Raw genomic sequence first — 24,310 nt, 5'->3', positions numbered from 1 at the left:
CCTCACGAATTTTTGGATACACTATCCGATTCACCATCCGAGGTGAAGCGCGCATCGACGGTGAGGCGCACCGCACGCACCATCGCGGGGGCGGCGAACACGACCGCCACGACGATCACGGCGCCTGCCAGGTTCATCGCGAGCCGCACCCCACCCTCGTACCAGGGGAACAGGTCCGGGTACTCGCCGATCACCAGCAGTACCGGCGGACCGGTGACGGCCCACCACGTGTAGTTCACCGGACGCAGCGCCATCGCCGCCGCGAACAACGCCACCGACACCCCGGCGACGACCGGCAGCCCCGGGTGCGCCCCCAGCAGCACCGCGGCGATCAGCGCGCCGACGGCGTTGCCGAGCAGTCGCTGCGCCATGCGCAGTCCGGTGTCGACGGCGTGGGGTTGCACCGTCAGCAGGACACTGGTCACCAACCAGTGACCACCCACCCAGTCGCCCGGCAGCGCCCCCGCCAGCAGGACGGCGGCCCCGACGGCCACGCCCACGCGCCCTGCGTGAGCACCCCTGGCCGGCACCGGGTCCGGGACCGGTTGCGCACCGGAACCGTCCGCGCCGCGACGCACCGCACGGGCGCCCAGGTACCAGAACACCCACGCGACGCCGACGGTCAGCGCACCCGCCACATACGGCATCACGGCCGCCGCCGACGGCTGACCCGCAGGCACGTCGATCGACACCAGTACCACCGCCAGGGCCGCCGTGGGGCCCACCCGCTCGACGTACGCGCCCACGACCGCCGCGACGACCGTGACCGCACCCAGCACCACGAGGTGGTCGACGACGGCCATCGCGACCGCCGCACCCAGCACCACGGTGACGCCGCGCGTCAGCATGGTGGCCGACGCCGGCCGCCACGTCTGCGGGAGCGCGGGCACGGCCGTCAGGACCACCGAAAGCGCCATCGCCGAACCCCATTCGGGATGACCCGCTGCCGCGCCGCCGGCCAGCACGCCACCGAGACCCGCTGCCAGACACGCCGCCATCCCCCAGCGGCTGCGGCCCACCGGGCGCAACACGTCGGCCGCCCGCCACCCTCCGGCGGCAGGCTCAGACGTCGTCACCGTCGGAATCGTCGAGAGGTTTCGCGGCGTCGAGGACCGCCTCGACGATGCCCTGGTATCCCGTGCAGCGACAAATGTTGCCGGACAGGGCCTCCCGCACGACGTCGGCGGTCAGCGGCTTGGAGTCGGGATCGCGCAGCAGTTCGGTGGCGCTCACCAGGAACCCGGGCGTGCAGAAACCGCACTGCAGTCCCCCGCGTTCGGACAGCGCCCGACGCAGCCGCGCGGCTTCGTCGAACTGGTCGAGGCCCTCGACGGTGTCGACGCGCGATCCGTCGACCTGGACCGCCAAGGTCAGGCAGGCGCGCCCCGACCGACCGTCGACGAACACCGTGCACGCCCCGCACACACCGTGCTCACAGCCCAGATGCGTGCCGGTGAGCCCCAGTTCGTCGCGCAGGAAGTCCGCCAGCAGCAGGCGCGGGGGCACCGATCGCCGCACCGGCGTGCCGTTCACCGTCACGGTGATCGACACCCGAGGCACACCGTCAGTCACGAGGTCCTCCTGCTCTGCTTCCGGCCCGCCGAGCGGCGTCGCCCATCGCCTCGGCCAGCGCTGCCGCACACAGCAGGCGGGCATGGTCGGCGTCGTCGGCGGCGGGCTCGGTGGTGCGGGCCCACCGCTGCGCCAGATCCGTGAACAGCCGCTCCGACGGCACCTGCCCCACCACACCGCCTGCCTCGTCGTCGCCGGTGAACAGCAGTGGCCGGTCGGCGACGCTCAGCACACCGGCGCGCAGGGCGCCGATGCGGCCGTCGGCGCGTAGCGTCAGCAGGCATCCCGCTCCGGCCAGACCGTAATCACCGTGCTGATGGGCGTATTCGACGAAACCCCAGCCCTGGTCGGGTTGGATGGCCGGCACCGAGACCCACGTGATCAGCTCACCGGGATGCAGCCCGCTGGTGTAGAACGACACGAACATCTCCTCGGCGGGCACCTGGCGCCTGCCCGTGGCCGACTCCACGTGGAACGTCGCCCCGGCCACCAGGGTGGCCAGGGGCAGCTCCGCCGCGGGATCGGCGTGCGCCACCGAGCCCCCGAGCGTGCCGCGGTTGCGGATGCCGACGTGGCCGATGTGACGCGCCGCGTCGGCGAGCAGGGGGGCGCGGGCGGCGATCAGCGGATCCACCTCGAGGGTGCGGTGCGTCACCAGCGCGCCCAGGACGAGGTCGTCGGTGTCGTCGAAGATGCGGGTCAGCTCGCCGAGCCCACCGATGTCGACGAGCGCCGACGGCCGCGCCAGCCGCAGGTTCATCAGCGTGAGCAGCGACTGCCCGCCCGCAAGCACCTTGGCGTCGGGGTCGGCGGCCAGCAGCGTCAACGCCTCGGCCACCGATTTCGGCCGGTGATAGTCGAATTCGGCGGGTTTCACGACGCGGACCTCGCCAATGCCCGGCACAGGTCACCGGTGTCGATGGGCGTCGAGGTCACGTGGTGGTCGCCGCCGAGGGCGTCGTCGACCGCGGCGGCGACGGCCGCGTACACCGCGATGGTGCCGCTCTCCCCCGCCCCACGGACGCCGATCGGGTTGGCGGGCGTGTCGACGTGCAGATGGTTCACCACGACGGCGGGCACGTCGGTGGTCAGCGGCAGGTGGTAGGCCGCGAACGTGGTCGACGTGGGCTCCCCGGTGTCGGAGTACCGCCACGCCTCGAACAGCGCCCCGCCGATGCCCTGGGCCACGCCACCGATGATCTGGCCCTCGACGATCTTCGGGTTGATCTCGCGGCCCCCTTCGTGAGAGACCGCGTATCGCAACACCTTCACGATCCCGGTGCGGCGGTGCACGCCGAGGATCACCGCGTGCACGCCCATGGTCCAGGTGACGGTGTCCACGGAGAAGACGGTCGAGACGTCCAGCGCCGCACCGTGTCTGGTGGTGGCGGCGACGTCGTCCCATCCCGTGGAGCGCGAGCCGGCGGTGAACCGGCCTGCGGCGTAGTCCAGCTCGTCGGCGTCGGGGTGCAATCCGAGCAGCTCGGCCGCGCGACGGCGCGCCAGCGCCACCAACTCGCGGCAGGCCTGGTGGACGGCGGACCCGGCGAGGATGGCCGACCGACTGGCGAACGTGCCGATGCCCTCGGGCAGTCGCTCGGTGTCGGCGGCCACGTAGCGGACCCGGGCCAGCGGCAGGTCCAGCGCCTCGGCGGCCACCTGCGCGAACGCGGTCTCGTGACCCTGACCCGCCGACGCCGCACCCGCGGTGACCTCGAAGGTGCCGTCGGCGAGCAGACGTACGCGGGCGGTTTCGTGCGGGCCGCGGCCGGTCGCCTCGAGGTAGGCCGACAGGCCGTAACCGATGCGGTAGTCGGGATGTCCGGCAGCGCACGCCGCGACCTCGCCGGGAGGCAGCGCCGTGACCACCGACTCCAGGCAGGCCCGGTAGTCGCCGCCGTCGTAGCGGATCGCGACGCCGTCGCGGTACGGGATGGGCCGGTCGTACGGCAGGTCGGCGGCGGTGAGCAGGTTGCGCCTGCGGATCTCGGCGGGCGTCAGTCCCAGCGCCGCCGCGGCGGCGTCGAGGCTGCGCTCCAGCGCGAAGGTGGCCTCTGGCCTGCCCGCGCCGCGGTACTGCGCCACCAGTGTCTTGTTGGTCAGCGCGGCCCGACCGCGCACGCGCATGGCCGGGATGCGGTAGGGCCCCATCAGGTGCACCGCGGTGTTGGCGACGATGCCGGCCACCCACAGGCTGCCCGCGCCGATGTCGACCACGAAGTCGTCGGCCCACGCGAGGATCCTGCCGTCGGCGTCGACGGCGAGCCTGCTCCGATGGATCTGGTCACGCGCCTGGGCGGCGGCGACGAGGTGCTCGGCGCGGTCTTCGACCCAGACGACGCGTACGCCGACGTGGCGGGCGAGGGCGGCCATCACGACCTCTTCGCCGTACACGTTGGCCTTGGTACCGAAGCCACCGCCGACGTCGGGCACCGCAACCTTGAGCTGGGCGTGCGTCCATCCCAGCACCGTGCAGATCGCGTTGCGCACCATGTGCGGCACCTGGGTCGAGGTGTGGACGTCGACGCGTCCGCGGCCGGTGTCGAACTCCGCGAGCACGCCGCGGCACTCCAGCGGCACGGCGCCGTGGCGCTCCATCCGGTAGGTGTTCTCCACGACGCGGTGAGCCCGGGCGAAGGCGGCGTCGGGATCGCCGAAGGCGTAGTGCAGCCGGGCGGCCTCGTTGCCCGGGAGGTGGTCGAAGAGCGTGGGACTCGACGGGTCCAGCGCCCGTTCGGGATCGACGACCACGGGCAGGGCCGCGTACCCCACCTCGACCCGCTCGGCGGCGTCCTCGGCGAGGTAGCGGTCGTCGGCCACCACCACCGCGATGGGCTGCCCGACGTAGTGCACGCGCTCGGATGCCAGCACGTCGAGCCGTTGCTCGGCGAGCACGCACGAGGTGGCGGCCGCGAAGTCGGGATTGGGCGTGGTGAGGGCGGGGATGTGGGCGCCCGCCAGGCCCAGATCCGCGGCCAGGTACACCCCGTGCACGCCGGGCATGCCCGCGGCGGCGGAGGTGTCGACGGCGGTCACGCGCGCGTGCGCCTGCGTGGAGCGCACGAACACGACGTGCTTGGCGCCCGCTGCCAGGTCGGCCAGGAAACGGCCCCGGCCGCCCAGCAGGCGGTCGTCCTCGCGCCGCCGGACGGAGCTGCCGATCCAGCCGTCGGCGGCGGGCGCGGGCGCACCCGTCTGCGACGGTCTCTGGGTCGAACTCAATGGAGCCGCTTCTCCCACTGCCACAGGGCGATCGAGATGCCGAAGGAGATCGTGATCAGCAGCATGATGGTCGCGACCATGGACGGGTAGTCACCGTGGCTGTACGCCTGCAGCACCACGCGGCCCAAACCCCTTCGCGTGGCGAAGAACTCGGACAGCACCACGCCCACCACGGCGAGGCTGACGGCCAGCCGGATGCCGGTGAGCAACGGCCGGCGGATGGCGGGCAGGATCACGTGAACCAGCGTCTGCCAGGCATTCGCCTGCACCGAGCGGGCCAACTTCCAGTAGACCTTGGGGATTTCCTGCACCCCGGTCGACACGTTGATCAACACCGGAAACAGCGCGAACAGCACGCCCATGACGATCTTGGAGCCCGACAGGCTGAAGATGGGCAGCAAGACCGGGTACAGCACGATCTTCGGGATGCCGTTGAGCATGATGAGGAGCGGCTCGAAGATCGTGCGCAGCCGCTGCGACAACCCGAGCACCAGCCCGGTGGCCCCGCCGACGGCGGTACCGACCACGAACGCGATGAGCACCGACTGTCCGGTGACGCGCAGATCGAACAGGTAGGCCGGGTCGGACAAATTGGCGAACAGGACCCGGAGGGTCTCCCACGGCGACGGGATGACGAACGTCAGGCCCGACATCACCTGCCAGGCGACGACGACCAGCACGCCCAGCACGACGGCGCCGAAGGCCTGGCTGCGCAGGGCCGCGCCGAGCCTGCGCCGCGGGCGGGGCGACGCGGCGGTGGTGGTGGCCGGCGGCAGCGTGGCGGTCACGTGTTCCTCCCTCGCAGCAGGGCCCGCTCGACGGCGGCCAAGGCGACGGTCAGCAGGCACGACAGCACCAGCACCACGACGATGTAGGCGAACATCTGGATGTTGTCGAAGATCTCGTAGAGGTATCGGATGCGGTAGCCGAGTCCGGCCTGAGCGGTGGTGAACTCCATGGCGATGGTGCCGATGAGCGCGTACACCACGGCCAGCCGCAACCCCGCGACGATGTAGGGGCCCGCCGCCGGAATCGCGATCGCGAACAGGGTTTGGCGCGGCGAAGCCTTCAACGAGCGGGCGAGCTTGAGGTAGACCGGCGGCATCTGGTTCAAGCCCACCGCGGTGTTCAGTGCCATGGGGATGGCCGCCATGATCGTGGCAAGGATGATCACCGACATCGCGTTGATGCCCACCAGCACGATCATCACCGGGTAGAACAGCACCAGCGGCACGGCGTAGAACGAGACCAGATACGGCTCGAACACCCGTCCCAACAGGGGGATCTTCCAGAACAGCAGTCCCGCACCGAATCCCAGCAGCGCGCCGAAGACGATCGAGACGGCCACCTCGACGCCGGTGCGCTGGGCATCGGTCCAGAACTGCCCCTCGGTGAGCAGCGTGCCCAACTCGGCGAGGACCACCGACGGTGCGGGCAGCACGTGGTCGTTCCACCACCCGACGCGGGAGCCGAGTTCGGCGAAGGCGGTGAACAGCACCACCAGCGCCACGGTGGCGCCCACGCTGATCACCGCGGACGGGAGTCGCCTGCGGGTGGGCCGGGGAGCGTCGTCGTGGGGCATGGTGTCGGCGGGCATGTCGTCGGTGGCGGCGAACGAGGTGCTCACGTGGCCGCCGCCTCCTGCTGCTGGAACCCACGCATCGATTCCGCCTGCAGCGAGCCCCAGATGCGATTGTGCAACTCGTTGAACGCGGGCGTGGACACCACGCCGGGGTCGCGCTCGCTGGGCAGGTCGATGTCGACGACGTCGATGATGGTGCCGGGGCGGTAGGACATCACCCACACCTGCTGTGACAGCAGGATGGCCTCGGAGATGTCGTGCGTGACGAACATGATGGTCTGCTTGGTCCTGGCCCAGATGCGGCGCACCTCGGCGCCCAGGAACAGCCGCGTCTGTTGGTCGAGCGCGGCGAACGGTTCGTCCATCAGCACCACCTCCGGCTGCACCGCCAGCGTGCGGGCCAGCGCGACGCGCTGCCGCATGCCGCCGGACAGCTGTGCCGGATGGGACTTCTCGAACCCGCGCAGCCCCACCAGTTCGATGGCGTCGCGGGCGCGTGCGCGGCGCTCGTCCTTGGCCACGCCGATCATCTCCATGGCGAAGGCGACGTTCTCCTCGACGGTGCGCCACGGCAACGTCGAGTCCTCTTGGAACACCACGCCGATCTTCGGATCGGGGCCCGTGACCGGCGTGCCGCCCACGCTGACGGTGCCGGTGGTGGCCTTCTGCAGCCCGGACACCACCGCCAGCAGCGTCGACTTGCCGCACCCACTGGGGCCGACGATGGAGACGAAGCTGGAGTGCGGGATGGTCCGGTCGATCCCGGTGACCGCGGTGACCTTGCGTGCCGGCGTGTCGAACACCACCGACACGTTCGTCATCTCGATGCCCTGGGGGTCCACGGCGCTACCTTCCGTCGGTTGGCTCGGTACTGGGGAACGGCGTCGGGTCGCCTCAGAACGAGGCCCTGGCGTCCTCGGGCAGGTACTGCTGGTCGAGCACGGTGCCCCAGTCGACCGGCTGCTGGATCTGGCCTGCGCCGACCATCAGTTCGGACAGGTTCTTCAGCCCCTCGGGGTCGACCTTCAGCGAATACCCCTTCGCAAGGTCGGGCGAGGCCTTCAGGGCCGCCTTCATGACCTCGGGCGTGGTGCCGACCAGCGGCGCGATCTCGGTGGCCGCCTCGTCCGGATTGCCGACGATCCATTCGTTGAGCCGCTGCGCGACGGTGAAGAACTTCTTGAGGTTCTCGGGATTGGCCTGGGCGTAGTCGGTGTTGACGGCGACCAGGTCGGCGGGCAGGTCACCCAGGACGTCACGCGAGTTGATGAGCACCTCGGCGCCGTCGGAGGCCTGCTTCTCGGCGATGAACGGCTGCATGGCCCACCCCGCGGTGATCTGGTTGGCCTTCGCGGCGGTCCAGTTGTCACCCATCTGGCCCACGGCCTGACTCTTGATGCCCTGTCCCAGTTCGCGTTCCAGACCCTTGACCAACAGTTCGGTGGACGAGCCCGCCGAGGAGAAGCCCAGCGTGGCGCCGTCGACGGTACGTCCCGGCGGGCTGATCCAGGAGAAGTCGTTCATCTGAAACCACGGCGCGATGACCTTGAGCTTCGAATTCGGTTGCTGCGCAGCCAAGAGCACCGACGAGTTGCCCGCGATGGCCATGTCGGCGTCGCCACTGGTCACGACGCGCAGCGTGTTGCCACCGCCACCGCCGGAGAACAGGTCGACCTTGAGCCCCTCCTCCTCGAACCACTTCTTGTCGATGCCGGCCTGCAGGATCGCCATGAAGGGCAGGCTGTCGACCCCCGTCGCGGAGATGCTCAGCTCGTCGGTACCCGAGCCGGCGCCGCCGCCCTGCGCCGGGGGCGCGGATTCGTCGGCGCACGCCGTGGTGCCGATGAGCAGGGCCGACGCGGCGAAGATCGCGCCGATGAGCGTGGGGAACCGTGACATCTGAGAGGCCTCCGGGAGGTCGATGAATATTGGATACACTATACGAACGAGGTGTGATCTACGTCAACATTCTCCGCCGACGTCGTCCAGCCCACACACCGGCCATCTCGAGTCCGACGGCCACCCCCAGCATGGCAGCCGCAGCCGCCAGCCGCGACCCCAGCGGCCGAGAATTAACATACGAAACATGTTGCGCTGCAACAGGTTCCACTTCCGAAAGCGACGACACCCCGCCATCGACCGTCGCCGGCTGCACCACGCCGTCGGCCGGCGTCAACGCCCGCCGCAGCGCCGGCGGCGCCCCCGGCACCGCGCTTCCCGGCGCGGGGAACGTGGGCGCGTCGGGTGCCACCGTCAGGCCAGGCTCTCGCTCGCGACCGGACCGCGGGCGTCGTCCGCCCGGCCGACCGTCGGCGTACCCGCCGCCACGATGTCGGCGAACGCCCTGATCGTGCCCTCGCGGCTCTGACCCGGCCGCACGAACGGCACGATCGACACCTGGTCCACGCCAAGCGATTCGATGTCGGCCAGCCGCCGGGCGCATTCCTCGCGGGTGCCGGCGAGCGCGAACAGGTCGACCAGTTCGTCGGGCACCAGGTCGGCGTGCGCGGCCTCGGTGTTCATGTGCTCGTAGTAGTCGTAGGAGTCGCGGATGCGGTCGATGACCCGCTCCAACGCCGGGTCCACCTTGGCGGGCAACGGCCGGATGGCCACGCGCGACACGTGCGCCCGCACCAGGTCACGCGCCTCGGTGCTGTCCTCCCCGATCGCCGTCGGCGTCCACAGCACGATGTGCAGGTCGTCGAGCGTGCGGCCGCCGGCAGCGGCGCCCTTCGCGATGGTGTCCAGTGCGGCCTGGATGAAATGCGGTGCGGTGCCGACCAACACGATGACACCGTCGGCGATGCGCCCCGACATCTCGAGGATCTTGGGTGCCGACGCGGCGACGTAGATGGGCACGTCCACCGGGCCGGACAGGTAGTTCAGGTGGTATTCGGCACCGCTGGTGGGCTCGGCGACGCTCTCGCCGCGGAACAGCGCCCGCAGATCGGCGATGGACCGTTCCAACTCGGCGAGCTTGAGCGGTTTGAGCCCCATGGTGCGCAGCGACGAGTCACCGGTGCCGATGCCCAACGCCACGCGTCCGCCCGTGAACTCGGCCAGCGTCGCCCACGTCGAGGCCAGCAGCGAGGGATGCCGGGTCACGGCGTTGGTGACGCCGGTGCCGAACGTGATCCGCGACGTGCCGACCGCGGCGGCCCCCATCACCGTCGACGACTCGCGCCAGATGTTCTGGGAGTCGCCGAACCACACGTGGTCGTAACCCAGGTCCTCGCACAGCCGGACGTAGTCGCACATCACCCCCGTCGGTTCGGTGGGGAACAATCCGACGCCCTTGCTCAACATCCGGGGGACCTCCTCGACAGGCGGTGCTGTTGTATATCGTATCCAATCGTAGTTGGATGTGTCCTGGTCCACAACCGCTGCACGACGAATGAAGGGCCTCGCGAATGCAATTGGTCAACGAGTTCTCCGTCGACGCCCCGGTGGACGTCGCCTGGGCGGTCTTGCGCGACATTCCCACGGTGGTCGACTGCGTCCCCGGCGCGGGCCTGGACCACGTCGACGGCGACGACTACCACGCGCACGTACGCGTGAAGGTGGGTCCGGTGGGAATGACCTTGACGGGCAAGGCAACCCTGGTGACCCGGGACGACGAGGCCCGCCAGATGGTGGTGCGCGGCAGCGCACGCGATCGTCGGGGCAACGGTTCCACCGACGCGGAGGTGCGCATGGTCGCGCGCGACCACGGCGGCCGATCCGTGGTCACCGTCACCACCGATCTCGAGATGCGCGGGCGCATGGCCCAATTCGGTCAGGGAGTCATCACCCAGGTGGGCAACCGGATCATCGCCCAGTTCGTCGAACGCCTCAACCAGGAGATCGCCGGCGACACCACCGCCTTCGACACCTTCGACACCACCGACACCGCGGCCGCGCCGGCGACGGCCGCGCCGCACCCCGTCGAGGACTGGATCTCGATGGCGGCGACGGCGATCGCAGGCGTCGCCCTGGGGCTTGCCCTCGGGCGCTGGGCGGACCGACTCAGCCGGCCGCAGCCGCGAGGCTGACCACCAGATCCACTTCCACGCACGCCCCACCCGGCAGCGAGGCCACGCCGATCGCGGTCCTGGCGTGCCTGCCCGCGTCGGCGCCGAACGCCTCCAGCAGCACGTCCGACGCACCGTCGAGCACCGCGGGGTGATCCTCGAAATCTGGTGTCCCGCGCACGTATCCGCGCAGCTGCAGCACGGCGGCCACGTCCTCGAGGGCGGCAGCACCGGCGATGGCCGCCAGCAGGTTCAGCGCCGCCAGACCGGCCTGTTCACGGGCGACCTCCACCGTCACGTCGGCGCCCACGACGCCGCGCAGGGCGGGTGCCTCCGGGCGGCGCGCGGTGGCACCGGAGATCCAGAGCTGATCACCCCAACGGCGAGCGGCCAGGTAGGCGCCCTTCGGCGGTGGCGCAGGGGGCAATTCGAGGCCCCGCGCGGCCAGCCGAGCGGCCAGCCGGGGAGCCGGCCGGGGAGGCGTGGTCACGTCGACGGTTCCGAGGCGAAGATCCGGCGGACCGGCTCGAGGGCGTGCGAACGGTGTTCGTGGTTCAGCGCGACCATGCGCTCGACGTCGCGCGCAGCCATGGCATCGAGCATCGCCACGTGCTCGTGGCAGACCTTCACCATGTCCAGCAGCGGCGAATACAGCGGCCGGTAGGCATCCGCGGTGTTCCACAGCTGGTTGACGATGCGCTTGGTCCGCGCCATCTTGCTCGGCTGGAACGCCAACGTGTGGAACTGCCGGTTGAAGACGCCCACGGCGATCGTGTCCCCCGCCGCGAGCGCCGCGTCCATGTCGGCGTTGCACGACCGCATGTCCTCGACGATCTGATCCGTGACGCCCGGCATCGCGTCGCGCAGCAGGGTCTCCTCCAGGATCGCCCGCAGCGTGAACACCTCCACGAGGTCGTCGAGGCTCAGCTTGGTGACGCGATACCCGCTGTGGGGCACGTAGGTGACGTACTCCTCGGCCTCGAGCGTCTTGAGCGCTTCGCGCACGGGAATGCGGGACATGCCGAACTGCTCGGCAAGGGTCTCCTGGACGATCCAGCTGCCGGGCGCCAGGGCGCCGGTGGTGATGTCGTGGCGCAGGGCCTCGGCGACCGCCTGCTGCGCGGTCTTCGGCCGGGTGAAGTCCGACCGCGGGTTGCCGGAGTCGGCGTTCCTGGCACCAGAGCGCTTGGTGGCAGTGCGCGGAGCCATCGACCCTCCCTTCCCGAGACATTGGATACTCTATGCGATCGACACCAGGACCGGTCAACACCGGCGCGGTGGGCACCGTCGCCCCCCTCTAGGGTTTCCCCCGATTCCTCGCCGCCCCCCGACTCGTAATGTCCCACGAAGGGGGTCGGCTCGTGGTGAACCAGGGGGAATCGACACGTCGTCGCGACGAGCGTGCGGTGCCATCCACCGCACGCTTCGACGCGGTCACCGGCGCCACTGCCACGCAGGTGCGCACGGTCGCCGCCGCCTCGGGTGCGGCCCTTGGGACATCGGTCACCGTCCCCGGCGCCCTGCACCATCCCGTCGTGACGAGCGCCGACGGCACCCGGCTGCTGGTCACGACCGTCGCCCACGACCGCGACGTCACCCACGTCACCGTCGTCGACGCGACCGGCGACGACCGCGCCGACGCAGCGCTGGCCGGACGACCCGGCCCGTCGGCGCTCAGCGGTGACGGCAGACGCGCCGTCCAAGCCACCAGCGTCGTCGACGCCACCTCCACCGACACCCACCTGACCGTCCTCGACAGCGTCACCGGCGCCGTCGTGGGTGCACCCCTGGTGCTCGTCGGTGAGATCGCAGGCGGCGTCACGGTGGACCCGACCGGCACCCGGTTCGCCACCTGGTCGTATGCCGCCGACTCCGACGTCACTCGGCTGACCGTCGCCGACATCGGCACCGGGGACCCCGTCGGCAGCCCCGTCGTGATCGACGGCGCACCCGTGGGCGCCGCCACCGCCGACGACGGCGCGTGGGTGGCCCTGCTGGTGAGTTCTCCCGGCGCAGCAGGCGTGATCACCCGACTCGTCGTCGCCGACACGGCCACCGCGGCGGTCCTGGGCGGGCACGCGGTCGTCTCCCCCACCGCGGCGCAGGTGGTCGTCGTCGACGGGCTGGACCGGGCCGTCCTGGTGCGCGACGGTCCGGCACCGGAGACCACGAGCGTGACGGTGCTGGACACCGCCCGCGGCGCGGTCGTGGGCACCGACATCGTGATGGCCGGCGTGCTCGAACGGGTCTCGGCCGCAGCCGATTCCACGCACGTGACCGTGACGAGCTACGCCGTGCAGTCGGCGACCGGCCGGGTGCTCACCCACCGCACCGTGGTCGACGCGGTCACGGGGGCTCGCGTCACCGCGTGAGTCAGCCCACCTCGATCACCGTGGGCGTCAGCCCACCTCGATCACCGTGGGCACGATCATCGGCTGCCTGCGGTAGGTCTCGCCCACCCACTTGCCGACGGCACGCCGCACCGCCTGCGCGATCCGGCCGGGGTCGGTGATCCGATCCGCGGCCAGCGCGCGCAGCGCCTCCTCGACCTTCTCGGCGGCCGGCTCCAGCGCCTTGGGGTCCTCGGAGAAACCCCGCGAGTGCAGTAGCGGCGGACCGGCGGGCGCGCCCGTGCCCCGTCGCACCGCCACCGTGATCGCGACGAAACCCGAAGCGAGCGTGAGCCGTTCGCCCACGGTGGTCTCCCCGACGTCGCCGGTGACCAGGCCGTCGACGAACATCTTGCCCACCGGCACCGCACCCGAGATGGTCGCGACGCCGTTGACCAGGTCGACGCTGGTGCCGTTCTCGGCAAGCACCACCTGATCTTCGGGCACCCCACTGAGCACCGCGAGCTTGGCGTTGGCACGCAGGTGCCGCCACGTGCCGTGCACCGGCATGACGTTGCTCGGGCGCACCCCGTTGTAGAGGAACATCAGCTCGCCGGCGTAGGCGTGCCCCGTCACGTGCACGCGCGCCTGGGCGTTGGTCACCACGCGCGCGCCGATCTTGGCGAGCGCGTCGATGACGCCGTACACGGCTTCCTCGTTCCCGGGGATCAGCGACGACGACAGGATGATCAGGTCACCGGCCGTCAGCGTGATGCTGCGATGCTCACCGCGCGACATGCGCGACAGCGCCGCCATGGGCTCGCCCTGCGTGCCGGTGGTGATCAGCACGACGCGGTCGGGTGGAAGCATCTCCGCGGCGCCGATGTCGATGACGTCGTCGGCGGCGACGGTCAGGTAGCCCAGGTCCCGGGCGATGCCCATGTTGCGCACCATCGACCGCCCGACGAACGAGACCTTGCGCCCCAGCGCCACCGAGGCGTCGATGATCTGTTGCACGCGATCGACGTTCGACGCGAAGCAGGCCACGATGACCCTGCCGTCGGCGCCGCGGATCAGGCGGTGCAGCGTGGGGCCGATCTCGCTCTCCGACGGGCTGACCCCCGGGTGCTCGGCATTGGTGGAGTCACACAGGAACAGGTCGACCCCGGCGTCGCCGAGGCGGGACATGCCGGGCAGGTCGGTGGGCCGGCCGTCCAGCGGCATCTGGTCGAGCTTGATGTCGCCGGTCGCCAGGACGGTGCCGGCCCCGGTGTGCACCGCCACGGCCAGACACCCGGGAATCGAGTGGTTGACGGCGAAGTACTGGCACTCGAACACGCCGTGCGTGCTGCGCCCCTCCTCGGCCACCTCCACCAGGTTGGGTTTGATGCGGTGTTCGCGGCACTTCTCGGTGACCAGCGCGAGCGTGAACTTGGACCCGACGATCGGGATGTCGCGCCGCAGCTTCAGCAGGTGCGGAATGGCGCCGATGTGGTCTTCGTGGCCGTGGGTGATGACGACGGCCTCGACCTCGTCGAGCCGGTCCTGGATGAGCCGCAGGTCGGGCAGGATCAGGTCGACGCCGGGCTCGTCGTGGTTGGGGAACAGCACGCCGCAGTCGATGACGAGCAGCCTGCCGAGGTGCTCGAACACCGTCATGTTGCGCCCGATCTCACCGATGCCGCCGAGTGCGGTGATGCGCAGCCCTCCGGGCGCGAGCGGCTTCGGCGGTGTCAGTCCAGCGGCGGGAACGGTCATCTCAGCACCGCGGCCGCACGCATGTCGGCGGCCAGCTCCTCGAGTTGGGCCGGGGTGGCGGGCACCTGGGGTAGACGTGGTTCGCCGACGTCGATGCCCAGCAGGCGCAAGCCGGCCTTGGCCATCGTGACGCCGCCCAGGCGATTCTGCGCGTCGTTGAGGCGCCCCAGCGCCACGTGACACTTGCGCGCGGTGGCGACGTCGCCGCCGACGAACGCCGAGTGCATCTCGCGCAGTTGGCTGGCCGCGACGTGGCCCCACACGCTGATGAACCCGGTGGCCCCCATCGCCAGCCACGGCAGGTTCAGCGAGTCGTCGCCCGAGTAGTAGGCCAGCCCGGTCTCGGCCATGATCATGGCCGCGCCGTGCAGGTCCGCCTTGGCGTCCTTCACCGCGGCGACGTTGGGATGCGCCGCCAGGGCACGCAGGGTGTCCCAGGCGATCGGGACGACCGACCGCGGCGGGATGTCGTAGAGCACGTTGGGCAGGGCGGTCGCATCGGCGACGGCGCGGAAGTGCGCCAGCACGCCGTCCTGCGGCGGCCGCGAGTAGTAGGGCGTCACGACCAGCAGGGCGTGGGCGCCCTCGGCCTCGCACGCCTTGGCGAGCCGCACGCTGTGCGCGGTGTCGTACGTGCCGGCCCCGGCGATGATGCGGGCACGGTCACCAACGGCGTCGAGCACGGCGCCCAGCAGGGCGATCTTCTCGTCGTCGGTGGTGGTGGGCGATTCCCCGGTGGTGCCGGAGACCACCAGGCCGTCGCAACCCGCGTCGACGAGGTACTTGGCGACCTTCTTGGCGGTGGCCACGTCGAGGGAGCCGTCCGAGTCGAACGGCGTCACCATGGCAGTCAGCACGGTGCCCAGTCGCGTGTGGGCGTCGATTCCGCTGGCGGTCACGGCGCCAAGATTACCCGGCGGGTGCCGACGATCCGGGCGTGCGGTGCCCGGTGGGGCCCGTCACGGGGGTCAATCGGGGATCGCGGCGTGCTGGCCTGCGCGGCGCAGCGCCGTCGCGATGTGCTCGAAGTCGATCGCGACGTGCGCGCGGGCCAGCGCGTCGGCGTCGTCACCGCGGCCGTCGGCGATGGCGGCGATCAGCTCGGCATGCTCGCGCCCCGAACGCTCCTCCATCGCGCGCATGGTCGACGGCTCGCCCCAGAGGTGCGCGGGGGCACCGATGCTCACCGAGGCCTCCAGGTCCAGCAACACCCGCTTGAGCACGTCGTTGTGCGCGGCGTCCATGATCGCCAGGTGCAGCCGGCTGTCGGCCTGCTGGGCGTGCAACCCGCTGGACGCCACGCGATAGTCCTCCAGCAGCGTCCGCAGCGTCGCCACGTCGGCGGGGGTGCGCGCCTCGGCCGCCGCCCGACACACGGCCCCGTGCAGTCGGCAGATCGCATCGCAGCGGTCGCGCAGCTCACCCATCCGCATGGCCAGCGTGCGCCCGACGACGTCGGTCGACGACTCGGGCCACTGCTCCACGACGTACGAGCCGCCGCCGCGCCCCCTGCGGGTCTCGAGCAGTCCGCGGTCGACCAACCGTGCCAGCGCCGCACGCACGGTCATGCGGCCCACGCCAAGGGCTGCGGCCAGGTCGCGTTCGACGGGGAGGCGCGCGCCGGGGAGGTATTCGCCGATGGCGATCGCGGTGACCAGCCGGTCGGTGATCTCGTCGACGCGCGACGACGTCTCGATCTGGGTGCTGAGCAGTCCAGATCCCCGTGCGGCACCGGCCCCGGCCATCTGTCGGCGACCCTCCCTTCGCTACCGAGATGTTAAATCCTCCGATTTGGTCTTGCTGTGAGACCTTTCAGGGTTCATGCTGTCGCAATGCCCGTGACCGAGCACGAGATTCCGTTCGGCGACCATCGGACGTGGGTCCAGGTGACCACGCCCGACACGCCGCGCCCCGGCGCACTGCCCCTGGTGGTCCTGCACGGCGGACCCGGCATGGCCCACGACTACGTCCGCAACATCGCCACACTGGCCGACGAGACCGGACGCGTCGTCGTGCACTACGACCAGGTGGGCTGCGGGCGCAGCACCCACCTGCCCGACGCGCCCCGCGAATACTGGACCCCGGAGCTGTTCGTCGACGAATTCCACGCGGTACGAAGCGCTTTGGGCCTACGGCGCTACCACGTGCTGGGCCAGTCCTGGGGCGGCATGCTCGGTGCGGAGATCGCCGTGCGCCGACCCGAGGGACTGGCGGCGCTGGCCATCTGCAACTCCCCCGCGTCGATGCAGCTGTGGGTGGCCGCCGCCGCGCAGCTGCGCGCCCAACTCCCCGAGGCCGCCCGCGCGGCGCTCGACCGGCACGAGGCCGACGGCACCGTCACCGACCCCGAGTACCTGGCCGCGACCGAGGAGTTCTACGTCCGGCACGTGTGCCGCGTGACGCCCATGCCCCCGGACTTCGCCGACAGCGTGGCGCAGATGGAAGCCGAACCGACGGTGTACCACACCATGAACGGCCCCAACGAGTTCCACGTCGTCGGCACCCTGCGCAACTGGAGCATCGTCGACCGTCTCGACGCCGTCACCGCCCCCACCCTGGTGGTCGCCGGCGAGTTCGACGAGGCCACCCCGGACACGTGGGCCCCGTTCGTCGAACGCATCCCCGGCGCCCGCAGCCACGTCTTCGCCGGCGCCAGCCACTGCACCCACCTCGAACAGCCAGCAGCCTTCCGGGAGGTCGTCGCCGACTTCCTGGCCAGCCACGACGGGACCGCCGCATGAGTGACACCGACATCCAGGCCAAGCAGCACGAACTCGAATCCTTCGGCTACACCCAGGAATTGAAACGGTCGGTGTCGACCGTCGACCTCCTGGTCTACGGGCTGGTCTTCATGGTGCCCATCGCCCCGTGGACCATCTTCGGCACGGTCTACAACAGCTCGTCGGGCATGGTGCCGCTGGTCTACCTCATCGGCCTGATCGCGATGGTGTTCACCGCGCTGTCGTACTCGCAGATGGCCAAGTCGTTCCCGCTGGCCGGCTCGGTGTTCTCCTACGTCGGCCGCGGCATCCACCCGGGGGCGGGCTTCTTCGCCGGCTGGGCCATGCTGCTGGACTACCTGCTGGTCCCCACGCTGCTCTACGTCTTCGCCGCCGAGTCGATGATCGGCCTATTCCCCGATACGCCGCGATGGTTGTGGGCCGTCGTGTTCGTGGTGGTGAACACGCTGATCAACCTCGCTGGCGTCGGCACCCTGAAGATCGCCAACCGCGTCTTCCTGGCCGTCGAGCTGGTGTTCGTCGTGGTGTTCGTCGTCATCGCGGTGCGGGCCATCAACGGCCAGTCGCTGCCGAACGTCGGGTGGAGCACCACGCCCATCTGGAATTCCGAGGCCGTCAGCGCACCGCTGCTCGCGGCCGCGCTGTCCATCGCGGTGCTGAGCTTCTTGGGCTTCGACGGCATCTCGACACTCGCCGAGGAGTCGACCGGCCGCAAGAACCCGGCGGGCCGCGCCATGATCATGGCGTTGTTCATCGTCGCGGGCCTGTTCATCGTGCAGACCTGGCTCGCCAGCCTGCTCGCCGGCGGCCGCGAGGCGTTCGGCGACGACGAGATGGGCAACGCGTTCTTCACCCTGGTGCAGGCCGCCTCGAGCACCGGCTGGATGAACGCGTTCTTCGTGGTGAACGTCATCGCGGTGGGCTTCGCCAACGCCATGGCGGCCCAGGCGGCGACCAGCCGCCTGCTGTTCTCGATGAGCCGCGACGGCCAACTGCCGGCATTCCTGTCGAAGATCAGCAGCCGCAAGGTGCCCATGGCCGCCCTGCTGTTCGTCAGCGCGATCAGCCTGGTCCTGGTGCTGTTCTTCGTCGGCCAGATCGGGCTGATCTCGTCGCTGGTGAACTTCGGCGCACTGTTCGGCTTCTGCCTGCTGCACGCCTCGGTCGTCTACTACTACCTGGTCAAGCAGAAGTCCAAGAACTACCTGATGCACCTGGTCGTGCCCACGCTGGGCTTCGTCATCATCGGTTACGTGCTGTTCAACGCCGACGCGCTGGCCAAGATCGGCGGCGCCGTGTGGCTGGTGATCGGCGCGGTGATCTTCGTGGTGAACCTGGTGCGCGGCAAGGCGATCCCGGAGTTCAGCGAGCACGGGTAGCCGCTCGGCACCCCATCGAGCGTCGCGACTTCTGCGCCAAGGTCGTGGCACGGCGTCATGGCACGACCCTGGAGCAGAATTCGACGCGAGATCCGCGAGTTCTGCGTCAGGGTCGTGGCGGCCCTCGCCTCGCACGATCAGACGTAGTAGGCAGGAACGGTGAATCACGACGCAGCGACGTTCGGCCCGTCGTACGAGACCGCCGACGGCGCCACCATCATCGCCGTCACCCGCCCGCCCGGGGTCTTCGTCGTCAAGGACGGGCGACCGAGGTGGGAGCCGGCGACCGACGCCACCCGCATCGCCCTGTTCGGCATCCTGGTGGGCCTGGTGGCGACCGTCCTGGCGGGCATCACCATGGTGCGGCGCCCACCGTGGCCCGAGCTCTACGGCGACGTGAGCACGCGGGCCTGAGTTCCTACAGCACCGCGCGCAAGGCCCCCACCAGGTCGCCGCGATCCCCCACCGTCACGTCGCCGAGGCCCAACCACGTGGCCATCGACCGCAATTCCGCGGCCAGCGCCGCCGCCACGCGAGCGTGCTCCTGATCCGGTTCGGCGAACGCGCCGACGACGTTGAGCGCCCCGGCGGCGCGATCGGCCTTCAGGTCGACGCGCCCCACCAGTCGACCGTCGAGCAGGAACGGCCACACGTAGTAGCCGTACTGCCGCTTGGGCTGCGGCACGTAGATCTCGATGCGGTAGCGGAAGTCGAACATCCGCTGCACCCGCGGCCGGAAGAAGATCAGCGGATCGAACGGACACAGCAGCGCAGTACCCCGGTCGCGGCGCGCGATGGTCTGACCGGCCGGCAGATACGCCGGCGCGCCCCAGCCGTCCACGTCGACCTCGTCGAGTTGCCCGGCGGCCACCAGCGCCGCGACGGCGGGCTTGCTCTGCTTGGGGCTCAGCCGGAAGTAGTCGCGCAGGTCCGCCTCGGTGGCCACCCCCAACGCCCCCGCCGCCCGCAGGATCAGCTCCCGCACCGCCTCGTCGTCGTCCACCTCACGGGCCAGCACCTCGGGCGGCAGCACGCGTTCGGTGAGGTCGTAGTGCCTGGCGAAGCCGACACGCGTCGCCGTCGTCAACACCCCCGCCGACCACAGCGCCTCGGCCACCCACTTGGTCTCGCTGCGATCCCACCACGGCCCCTTGCGGCCCCGCGGCTCCGTCTCCAGATGCGCCTCGATCTGGCCTGCCGTCGACGGCCCCAGCTCGGCCACGGCCGCCACCACGTCCTCGGCGAGTTTGCCGTTCTTGCGCACGATCTCGCGGCCCCACCGGCCGTGCTGATACTCGCGCATCCGCCAGCGCAGCAGCGGCCAGTCCTCCACCGACATCAGCGCCGCCTCGTGCGCCCAGTACTCGACCAGCAGGCGCGGCGAGCGCGCGGAGTGCGTCCACGCCGCCGCGTCCACCACGTCGCGGTCATAGCAGCCGAGGCGGCTGAACACCGGCGCGTAGTGCGCGCGCACGGCCACCGACACCGAGTCCAGCTGCAACACCTGGATGCGGGACAGCAAACGCCGCAGGTGCGCCCGGGTCACCGCCCCCTTCGGCCTGGGCTCGGCGAAACCCTGTGCGGCCACCGCCGTCCGACGTGCCGCGTCGGCCGTGAGCCGGGTCATGCCCGGACGTACGTCGAGAACCGGTAACGCAGCCCCGAGGCGCTGGTCCGCCACTGGCCGTCGGTGGCGATCCAGCCCTCGTCGAGGACCGGGGCCACCACGTCGTCGTCCTCGCGACGGACGTCCACGTCGATCTCGGTGACCTCGCAACGCGTCGCCCGCGGCAGCGCCAGCACGTACACCTGCCCGCCGCCGATCACCCACGTCACGTCGTCGGTGAGGGCCTCGTCCAGGCCCGCCACCACCGTTGCACCCGTTGCCACGTAGTCAGCCTGCCTCGTGACCACGACATTCCTGCGACCCGGCAGCGGGCGCACCTTCGCCGGCAGCGACTCCCACGTCAGCCTGCCCATCACGACGGTGTGTCCCATGGTGACGTCCTTGAAGTGCGCCTGGTCCTCGGGCAGCCGCCACGGGATGCCGTTGTCGCGACCGATCACCCCCGACGTGGACTGCGCCCAGATCAGCCCGACCTCCGTCACCGCGTGCCCGTCACACCGCCACCGGGGCCTTGATGCCCGGGTGCGGGTGGTAGTCGACGATCTCGACGTCGTCGTAGACGTAGTCGAAGATCGAATCACGATGTGCGAGAACGAGTTTGGGATACGGTCGAGGCTCGCGACTCAGCTGCAGTCGCACCTGCTCCACGTGGTTGTCATAGACGTGGCAGTCGCCTCCGGTCCAGACGAACTCGCCGACGGCCAGACCGGCCTGGGCGGCCATCATGTGGGTCAGCAGCGCGTAGCTGGCGATGTTGAACGGCACCCCGAGGAACAGGTCGGCGCTGCGTTGGTACAGCTGGCAACTCAGCTTGCCATCGGCGACGTAGAACTGGAAGAACGCGTGGCACGGCGGCAGCGCCATCTGCGGGATCTCCCCGACGTTCCAGGCCGACACCACGTTGCGCCGCGAGTCGGGGTCGCGCCTGAGCAACTCCAGCGCCGCGCTGATCTGGTCGACGTGCTCTCCCGACGGCGTGGGCCACGACCGCCACTGCACTCCGTACACGGGGCCCAGATCGCCCGTGGGAGAGGCCCATTCGTCCCAGATCGTGACGCCGTGCTCCTGCAGCCAGCGGACGTTCGAGTCGCCGCGCAAGAACCACAGCAGCTCGTAGACCACCGACTTCAGGTGCACCTTCTTGGTGGTGATCAGCGGGAAGCCCGCCGCCAGGTCGTAGCGCAACTGGTGACCGAACAGGCTGCGGGTACCGGTACCCGTCCGGTCCGACTTGGGGGTGCCGGTCTCCAACACCAGCCGCAGCAGATCCTCGTACGGGGTTGCGATGGGCACCCGGTCAGCTTACGACGTGCGCTGGGAGTAGAACGGAGGTCATGCCCACCATCACCGACTCGATCACCACCGCCGACGGCACCTGTCCCGTCACGCTCAGCACCCCCGAGGGCTCGGGGCCGTGGCCGGGCGTCGTGATGTATCCGGACGCCGGCGGCACGCGGCAGGCGTTCGTCGACATGGCCGAGCGACTCGCCGGGCTCGGGTACGCCGTCCTGGTGCCCGACGTGTACTACCGCGACGCCGGCTGGCAGCCCTTCGACATGGCGACGGTGTTCTCCGACGAGGACGAGCGCGCCCGGCTGTTCTCGACGATGAGGAAGGTGACACCCGAGGTGATGGTGCGCGACGCCGCGGCGTTCTTCGACTACCTGGAGCGCCGCCCGGAGGTGTCGGGCACCGCGTTCGGCACCACCGGCTACTGCATGGGCGGGCGCACGTCACTGGTGGTGGCCGGGCACCTCGGTGACCGCGTGGCCGCGGCCATGTCCTTCCACGGCGGCGGTCTGGCCACCGACGACGCCGACAGCCCGCACCTGCGCGCCGACGCCATCCGCGCCTACGTCTACGTCGCCGGGGCCGAGAACGACCGGTCGTTCACCGCCGAGCAGGCCCAGACCCTCGACCAGGCGTTGACCGCCGCACACGTGGACCACGTCGTGGAGTTCTACGACGCCGAACACGGCTTCGCGGTGCCCGACAACGCCCCCTACGACGAGGCCGCCGCCGAGCGGCACTGGCAGGCCATGGAACGCGTGTTCGGCGACCGACTGGGCTGAGGCCCGGGGCGCAAGATCACCCCAAGCTGGCCTCGCAGGGACCGGTAGGCGACGATGGGCGCGTGTACGACCAGACCTTCTCCGCCGACGCCGACACCGCCGACCCGGGCTTCCGCATCGACCCCGTGCTGGCGCGGTCCTGGCTGCTGGTCAACGGCGCGCAGTTCGACCGCTTCGCTCCGGCGGCGCGGTCGCGCGCCGACATCGTGGTCCTGGACATCGAGGACGCCGTGGCGCCCAAGGACAAGGTGGCCGCACGCGACAACGTGCTGCGCTGGCTGGCCGACGGCAACTCCGACTGGGTGCGCATCAACGGGTTCGGCACGCCGTGGTGGGCCGACGACCTGGAGCAGCTCAAGGACACGTCGCTGGGCGGGGTGATGCTGGCGATGGTCGAGTCGGTGGACCACGTCACCGAGACCGCCAAGCGGCTGCCCGGCGTGCCGATCGTCGCGCTGGTGGAGACCGCGCGCGGCCTGGAACGCATCACCGAGATCGCGGCGGCCAAGGGCACGTTCCGGCTGGCGTTCGGCATCGGCGACTTCCGGCGCGACACCGGATTCGGCGAGAATCCCGCGACGTTGGCCTACACCCGGTCGCGTTTCACCATCGCCGCGAAGGCCGCCCACCTACCGGGCGCCATCGACGGACCCACCGTCGGCTCGAGCGCGCTCAAGCTCTCCGAGGCCACGGCCGTCTCCGCGGAGTTCGGCATGACCGGCAAGATCTGCCTGCTGCCCGACCAGTGCGGTCCGGTCAACGAGGGTCTGTCGCCCTCGCAGGAGGAGATCACCTGGGCCAAGGAGTTCTTCGCCGAGTTCGAGCGCGACGGCGGCGAGATCCGCAACGGCTCCGACCTGCCGCGCATCGCCCGCGCGAACAAGATCCTGGACCTCGCCAAGGCGTACGGCATCCACGAGTCCGAGTTCGGCGACGACCCCGACCACGTGCCCGCGCCGTCGGACACCTACCACTACTAGACCCGACCCACCACGGGACCCGACCCACCACGGGACCCGACCCACCACGGGACCCGACCCACCACGAGACCCGACCGGTCCCGCAACGTCCGCCGGGAGAGCCCGCCGGGCTACTCCTCCGACGCGTCGCGCGAGCCCAGGAACGTGCGCACCGCGCGCAGGATGCCGCGCAACGCGTAGCCGCCGGCGACGACGCTCGCCACGATCAGCACGACGAGCATCAGCCAGTAGTTCGACCGCTTGCTCGCATCGACGGCGGTGGCCCACACGATGGTGAACAGCACCGCGCACAGGAAGACGACGATGTCGCGCCAGTTGCCCTGGTAGGACAGGGCGGCCTCGCGCATCGACCGGTTCTTGTCCACCCCGGCGACGATGTCGTCGATGCGCAGGTCGATGACACGCTGCAGCTCGGCACGGCGCTCCACCTGCTCCGGTGGCAGTTTCTCCAGCAGTTCCATGTCGGCCTTGATGGTGGCGCGCAGGTCCGGGGGCCGCAGGTTGCCCGCGGCGATCCCGAGCAGGGCGCCGCCCGCGATGGGCGCACCGGCGAGGGCGAGTTCGGCGATACCGGGCATGGCTCCTCCATCACTAGACGCCAGCAGACGGTATCGAAACGCCGGCCGGTCAGGCCGTCAACTGCGCAGCCACGCCGGCGCCGAGTTCCCAGCACGCCTGCACGTCGTCCCGAGTGGGTCTGCCGGACACCACGACGTCCGCGGCGGCCTTGACCCAACCAAGCCCGGTCGTGATGCCGGCCAGCGCCCGCTGCGCCCCCTCGGTGCCGTCGTTGCCGTGCAGGTAGAGCCCGAACGGACGGCCGCGGGTCGCGTCGAGCAGCTGGTAGTAGGACACGTCGAAGGCGTGCTTGAGCGCCCCGCTCACGTACCCCAGGTTCACCGGGGTGCCCAGCACGTACCCGTCGGCCTCGAGCATCTCGACCGGGGAGACCACCAGCGCCGGGCGGGCCAGCACCTGCACGCCCTCGATCTCGGGATCGGTGGCGCCGGCGAGGACGGCCTCGAACATCTCCCGAC

The 24,310-nt window shown here is 70.5% G+C and carries 26 protein-coding genes; 7 read left to right on the top strand and 19 right to left on the bottom strand.

Annotated elements, in window-relative coordinates:
• Positions 1 to 2: 2 nt before the first annotated feature.
• The 9 genes from AC30CM_RS17410 to AC30CM_RS17370 all read right to left on the bottom strand — a co-directional run bounded on the left by AC30CM_RS17410 (position 3) and on the right by AC30CM_RS17370 (position 9,682).
• Positions 3 to 1,076 (bottom strand): FUSC family protein, encoded by a 1,074-nt coding sequence (locus tag AC30CM_RS17410; RefSeq protein WP_490118149.1) that lies wholly within the window; start codon positions 1,074 to 1,076, stop codon positions 3 to 5.
• Positions 1,063 to 1,572, bottom strand: a complete 510-nt coding sequence (locus AC30CM_RS17405) for a (2Fe-2S)-binding protein (protein WP_490118148.1) — start codon at positions 1,570 to 1,572, stop codon at positions 1,063 to 1,065. Before AC30CM_RS17405 ends, AC30CM_RS17410 begins: the two co-directional genes overlap by 14 nt.
• Positions 1,565 to 2,449: an FAD binding domain-containing protein gene (locus AC30CM_RS17400; protein ID WP_490118147.1), complete on the bottom strand. Its 885-nt coding sequence runs from the start codon at positions 2,447 to 2,449 to the stop codon at positions 1,565 to 1,567. The genes AC30CM_RS17405 and AC30CM_RS17400 overlap by 8 nt, the downstream gene beginning before the upstream one ends.
• Positions 2,446 to 4,794, bottom strand: coding sequence for a xanthine dehydrogenase family protein molybdopterin-binding subunit (locus AC30CM_RS17395; protein ID WP_490118146.1), 2,349 nt, complete (start codon positions 4,792 to 4,794; stop codon positions 2,446 to 2,448). The genes AC30CM_RS17400 and AC30CM_RS17395 overlap by 4 nt, the downstream gene beginning before the upstream one ends.
• Positions 4,791 to 5,582, bottom strand: coding sequence for an ABC transporter permease (locus AC30CM_RS17390; protein ID WP_490118145.1), 792 nt, complete (start codon positions 5,580 to 5,582; stop codon positions 4,791 to 4,793). Before AC30CM_RS17390 ends, AC30CM_RS17395 begins: the two co-directional genes overlap by 4 nt.
• Positions 5,579 to 6,421, bottom strand: a complete 843-nt coding sequence (locus AC30CM_RS17385; protein ID WP_490118144.1) for an ABC transporter permease — start codon at positions 6,419 to 6,421, stop codon at positions 5,579 to 5,581. The genes AC30CM_RS17390 and AC30CM_RS17385 overlap by 4 nt, the downstream gene beginning before the upstream one ends.
• Complete coding sequence (locus AC30CM_RS17380) at positions 6,418 to 7,218, bottom strand: ABC transporter ATP-binding protein (RefSeq protein WP_490118143.1); 801 nt, start codon at positions 7,216 to 7,218, stop codon at positions 6,418 to 6,420. Before AC30CM_RS17380 ends, AC30CM_RS17385 begins: the two co-directional genes overlap by 4 nt.
• Positions 7,219 to 7,270: 52 nt before the next feature.
• Positions 7,271 to 8,275, bottom strand: a complete 1,005-nt coding sequence (locus AC30CM_RS17375; protein WP_490118142.1) for an ABC transporter substrate-binding protein — start codon at positions 8,273 to 8,275, stop codon at positions 7,271 to 7,273.
• A gap of 354 nt (positions 8,276 to 8,629) precedes the next feature.
• Positions 8,630 to 9,682 (bottom strand): LLM class flavin-dependent oxidoreductase, encoded by a 1,053-nt coding sequence (locus tag AC30CM_RS17370; RefSeq protein WP_490118141.1) that lies wholly within the window; start codon positions 9,680 to 9,682, stop codon positions 8,630 to 8,632.
• A 104-nt stretch (positions 9,683 to 9,786) separates the two neighbouring features.
• Here AC30CM_RS17370 and AC30CM_RS17365 point away from each other — a divergent pair, with 104 nt between their 5' ends.
• On the top strand, positions 9,787 to 10,407 hold the full coding sequence (locus AC30CM_RS17365) for an SRPBCC family protein (protein WP_490118140.1): 621 nt from the start codon (positions 9,787 to 9,789) through the stop codon (positions 10,405 to 10,407).
• Here AC30CM_RS17365 and AC30CM_RS17360 read toward each other — a convergent pair.
• Together AC30CM_RS17360 and AC30CM_RS17355 are read right to left on the bottom strand one after the other, a co-directional pair.
• Entirely contained in the window at positions 10,382 to 10,876 is a 495-nt protein-coding gene (locus AC30CM_RS17360) for a RidA family protein (protein WP_490118139.1), read from the bottom strand. The two genes, AC30CM_RS17365 and AC30CM_RS17360, sit on opposite strands and share 26 nt — an antisense overlap.
• Complete coding sequence (locus AC30CM_RS17355; protein WP_490118138.1) at positions 10,873 to 11,595, bottom strand: GntR family transcriptional regulator; 723 nt, start codon at positions 11,593 to 11,595, stop codon at positions 10,873 to 10,875. Before AC30CM_RS17355 ends, AC30CM_RS17360 begins: the two co-directional genes overlap by 4 nt.
• A 197-nt stretch (positions 11,596 to 11,792) precedes the next feature.
• Between AC30CM_RS17355 and AC30CM_RS17350 the strand changes: the two genes are divergently transcribed.
• Entirely contained in the window at positions 11,793 to 12,758 is a 966-nt protein-coding gene (locus AC30CM_RS17350; protein WP_490118137.1) for a hypothetical protein, read from the top strand.
• Positions 12,759 to 12,785: 27 nt separating this feature from the next.
• Here AC30CM_RS17350 and AC30CM_RS17345 read toward each other — a convergent pair whose 3' ends face one another.
• The 3 genes from AC30CM_RS17345 to AC30CM_RS17335 form a co-directional block, all read right to left on the bottom strand.
• Positions 12,786 to 14,474: a ribonuclease J gene (locus tag AC30CM_RS17345; RefSeq protein WP_490118136.1), complete on the bottom strand. Its 1,689-nt coding sequence runs from the start codon at positions 14,472 to 14,474 to the stop codon at positions 12,786 to 12,788.
• Positions 14,471 to 15,319, bottom strand: a complete 849-nt coding sequence (dapA, locus tag AC30CM_RS17340) for a 4-hydroxy-tetrahydrodipicolinate synthase (protein ID WP_490118158.1) — start codon at positions 15,317 to 15,319, stop codon at positions 14,471 to 14,473. Before dapA ends, AC30CM_RS17345 begins: the two co-directional genes overlap by 4 nt.
• 123 nt (positions 15,320 to 15,442) lie before the next feature.
• The gene (locus tag AC30CM_RS17335; RefSeq protein ID WP_490118135.1) at positions 15,443 to 16,219 is read right to left on the bottom strand and encodes a FadR/GntR family transcriptional regulator; all 777 of its coding nucleotides are present in this window, start codon (positions 16,217 to 16,219) and stop codon (positions 15,443 to 15,445) included.
• Positions 16,220 to 16,306: 87 nt separating this feature from the next.
• Between AC30CM_RS17335 and AC30CM_RS17330 the strand changes: the two genes are divergently transcribed.
• The 3 genes from AC30CM_RS17330 (at position 16,307) to AC30CM_RS17320 (ending at position 19,008) form a co-directional block, all read left to right on the top strand.
• A complete protein-coding gene (locus AC30CM_RS17330; RefSeq protein ID WP_490118134.1) occupies positions 16,307 to 17,215 on the top strand; it encodes a proline iminopeptidase-family hydrolase in 909 nt (302 codons plus the stop codon).
• A complete protein-coding gene (locus tag AC30CM_RS17325; RefSeq protein ID WP_490118133.1) occupies positions 17,212 to 18,594 on the top strand; it encodes an APC family permease in 1,383 nt (460 codons plus the stop codon). The genes AC30CM_RS17330 and AC30CM_RS17325 overlap by 4 nt, the downstream gene beginning before the upstream one ends.
• A 159-nt stretch (positions 18,595 to 18,753) precedes the next feature.
• Positions 18,754 to 19,008 (top strand): hypothetical protein, encoded by a 255-nt coding sequence (locus tag AC30CM_RS17320; RefSeq protein WP_490118132.1) that lies wholly within the window; start codon positions 18,754 to 18,756, stop codon positions 19,006 to 19,008.
• A 4-nt stretch (positions 19,009 to 19,012) separates the two neighbouring features.
• On the opposite strand, the gene AC30CM_RS17315 is transcribed toward AC30CM_RS17320, so the two are convergent.
• From AC30CM_RS17315 to AC30CM_RS17305, 3 genes are read right to left on the bottom strand one after another with little or no spacing between them, the layout of a single operon-like run.
• Positions 19,013 to 20,221, bottom strand: a complete 1,209-nt coding sequence (locus tag AC30CM_RS17315; RefSeq protein ID WP_490118131.1) for a winged helix-turn-helix domain-containing protein — start codon at positions 20,219 to 20,221, stop codon at positions 19,013 to 19,015.
• The gene (locus AC30CM_RS17310) at positions 20,218 to 20,703 is read right to left on the bottom strand and encodes a dihydrofolate reductase (protein ID WP_490118130.1); all 486 of its coding nucleotides are present in this window, start codon (positions 20,701 to 20,703) and stop codon (positions 20,218 to 20,220) included. Before AC30CM_RS17310 ends, AC30CM_RS17315 begins: the two co-directional genes overlap by 4 nt.
• Before the next feature lie 10 nt (positions 20,704 to 20,713).
• A complete protein-coding gene (locus AC30CM_RS17305) occupies positions 20,714 to 21,514 on the bottom strand; it encodes a thymidylate synthase (RefSeq protein ID WP_490118129.1) in 801 nt (266 codons plus the stop codon).
• Positions 21,515 to 21,555: 41 nt separating this feature from the next.
• Here AC30CM_RS17305 and AC30CM_RS17300 point away from each other — a divergent pair, with 41 nt between their 5' ends.
• Positions 21,556 to 22,293, top strand: a complete 738-nt coding sequence (locus AC30CM_RS17300; protein ID WP_490118128.1) for a dienelactone hydrolase family protein — start codon at positions 21,556 to 21,558, stop codon at positions 22,291 to 22,293.
• A 62-nt stretch (positions 22,294 to 22,355) separates the two neighbouring features.
• On the top strand, positions 22,356 to 23,273 hold the full coding sequence (locus AC30CM_RS17295; RefSeq protein ID WP_490118127.1) for an HpcH/HpaI aldolase/citrate lyase family protein: 918 nt from the start codon (positions 22,356 to 22,358) through the stop codon (positions 23,271 to 23,273).
• Positions 23,274 to 23,383: 110 nt separating this feature from the next.
• Here AC30CM_RS17295 and AC30CM_RS17290 read toward each other — a convergent pair whose 3' ends face one another.
• Both AC30CM_RS17290 and AC30CM_RS17285 read right to left on the bottom strand, forming a co-directional pair.
• A complete protein-coding gene (locus AC30CM_RS17290) occupies positions 23,384 to 23,851 on the bottom strand; it encodes a hypothetical protein (RefSeq protein ID WP_490118126.1) in 468 nt (155 codons plus the stop codon).
• Between the two features lie 49 nt (positions 23,852 to 23,900).
• A complete protein-coding gene (locus AC30CM_RS17285) occupies positions 23,901 to 24,302 on the bottom strand; it encodes a flavodoxin family protein (RefSeq protein WP_490118157.1) in 402 nt (133 codons plus the stop codon).
• Positions 24,303 to 24,310: the final 8 nt, after the last annotated feature.

It is taken from the genome of Mycobacterium sp. DHQP2018-32-09 (genome assembly GCF_058148405.1).
The sequence above is the reverse complement of the archived record's forward strand: the minus strand, read 5'-3'. Positions and strand labels throughout refer to the sequence as shown.

Excerpts from the sequence above, each read along its gene's own strand:
- AC30CM_RS17375 (WP_490118142.1), bottom strand. The coding sequence starts at position 8,275 with ATGTCACGGTTCCCCACGCTCATCGGCGCGATCTTCGCCGCGTCGGCC.
- AC30CM_RS17370 (WP_490118141.1), bottom strand. The coding sequence starts at position 9,682 with ATGTTGAGCAAGGGCGTCGGATTGTTCCCCACCGAACCGACGGGGGTG.
- AC30CM_RS17365 (WP_490118140.1), top strand. The coding sequence starts at position 9,787 with ATGCAATTGGTCAACGAGTTCTCCGTCGACGCCCCGGTGGACGTCGCC.
- AC30CM_RS17355 (WP_490118138.1), bottom strand. The coding sequence starts at position 11,595 with ATGGCTCCGCGCACTGCCACCAAGCGCTCTGGTGCCAGGAACGCCGAC.
- AC30CM_RS17345 (WP_490118136.1), bottom strand. The coding sequence starts at position 14,474 with ATGACCGTTCCCGCCGCTGGACTGACACCGCCGAAGCCGCTCGCGCCC.
- dapA (WP_490118158.1), bottom strand. The coding sequence starts at position 15,319 with ATGGTGACGCCGTTCGACTCGGACGGCTCCCTCGACGTGGCCACCGCC.
- AC30CM_RS17335 (WP_490118135.1), bottom strand. The coding sequence starts at position 16,219 with ATGGCCGGGGCCGGTGCCGCACGGGGATCTGGACTGCTCAGCACCCAG.
- AC30CM_RS17330 (WP_490118134.1), top strand. The coding sequence starts at position 16,307 with ATGCCCGTGACCGAGCACGAGATTCCGTTCGGCGACCATCGGACGTGG.
- AC30CM_RS17325 (WP_490118133.1), top strand. The coding sequence starts at position 17,212 with ATGAGTGACACCGACATCCAGGCCAAGCAGCACGAACTCGAATCCTTC.
- AC30CM_RS17315 (WP_490118131.1), bottom strand. The coding sequence starts at position 20,221 with ATGACCCGGCTCACGGCCGACGCGGCACGTCGGACGGCGGTGGCCGCA.
- AC30CM_RS17300 (WP_490118128.1), top strand. The coding sequence starts at position 21,556 with ATGCCCACCATCACCGACTCGATCACCACCGCCGACGGCACCTGTCCC.
- AC30CM_RS17290 (WP_490118126.1), bottom strand. The coding sequence starts at position 23,851 with ATGCCCGGTATCGCCGAACTCGCCCTCGCCGGTGCGCCCATCGCGGGC.
- AC30CM_RS17285 (WP_490118157.1), bottom strand. The coding sequence starts at position 24,302 with ATGTTCGAGGCCGTCCTCGCCGGCGCCACCGATCCCGAGATCGAGGGC.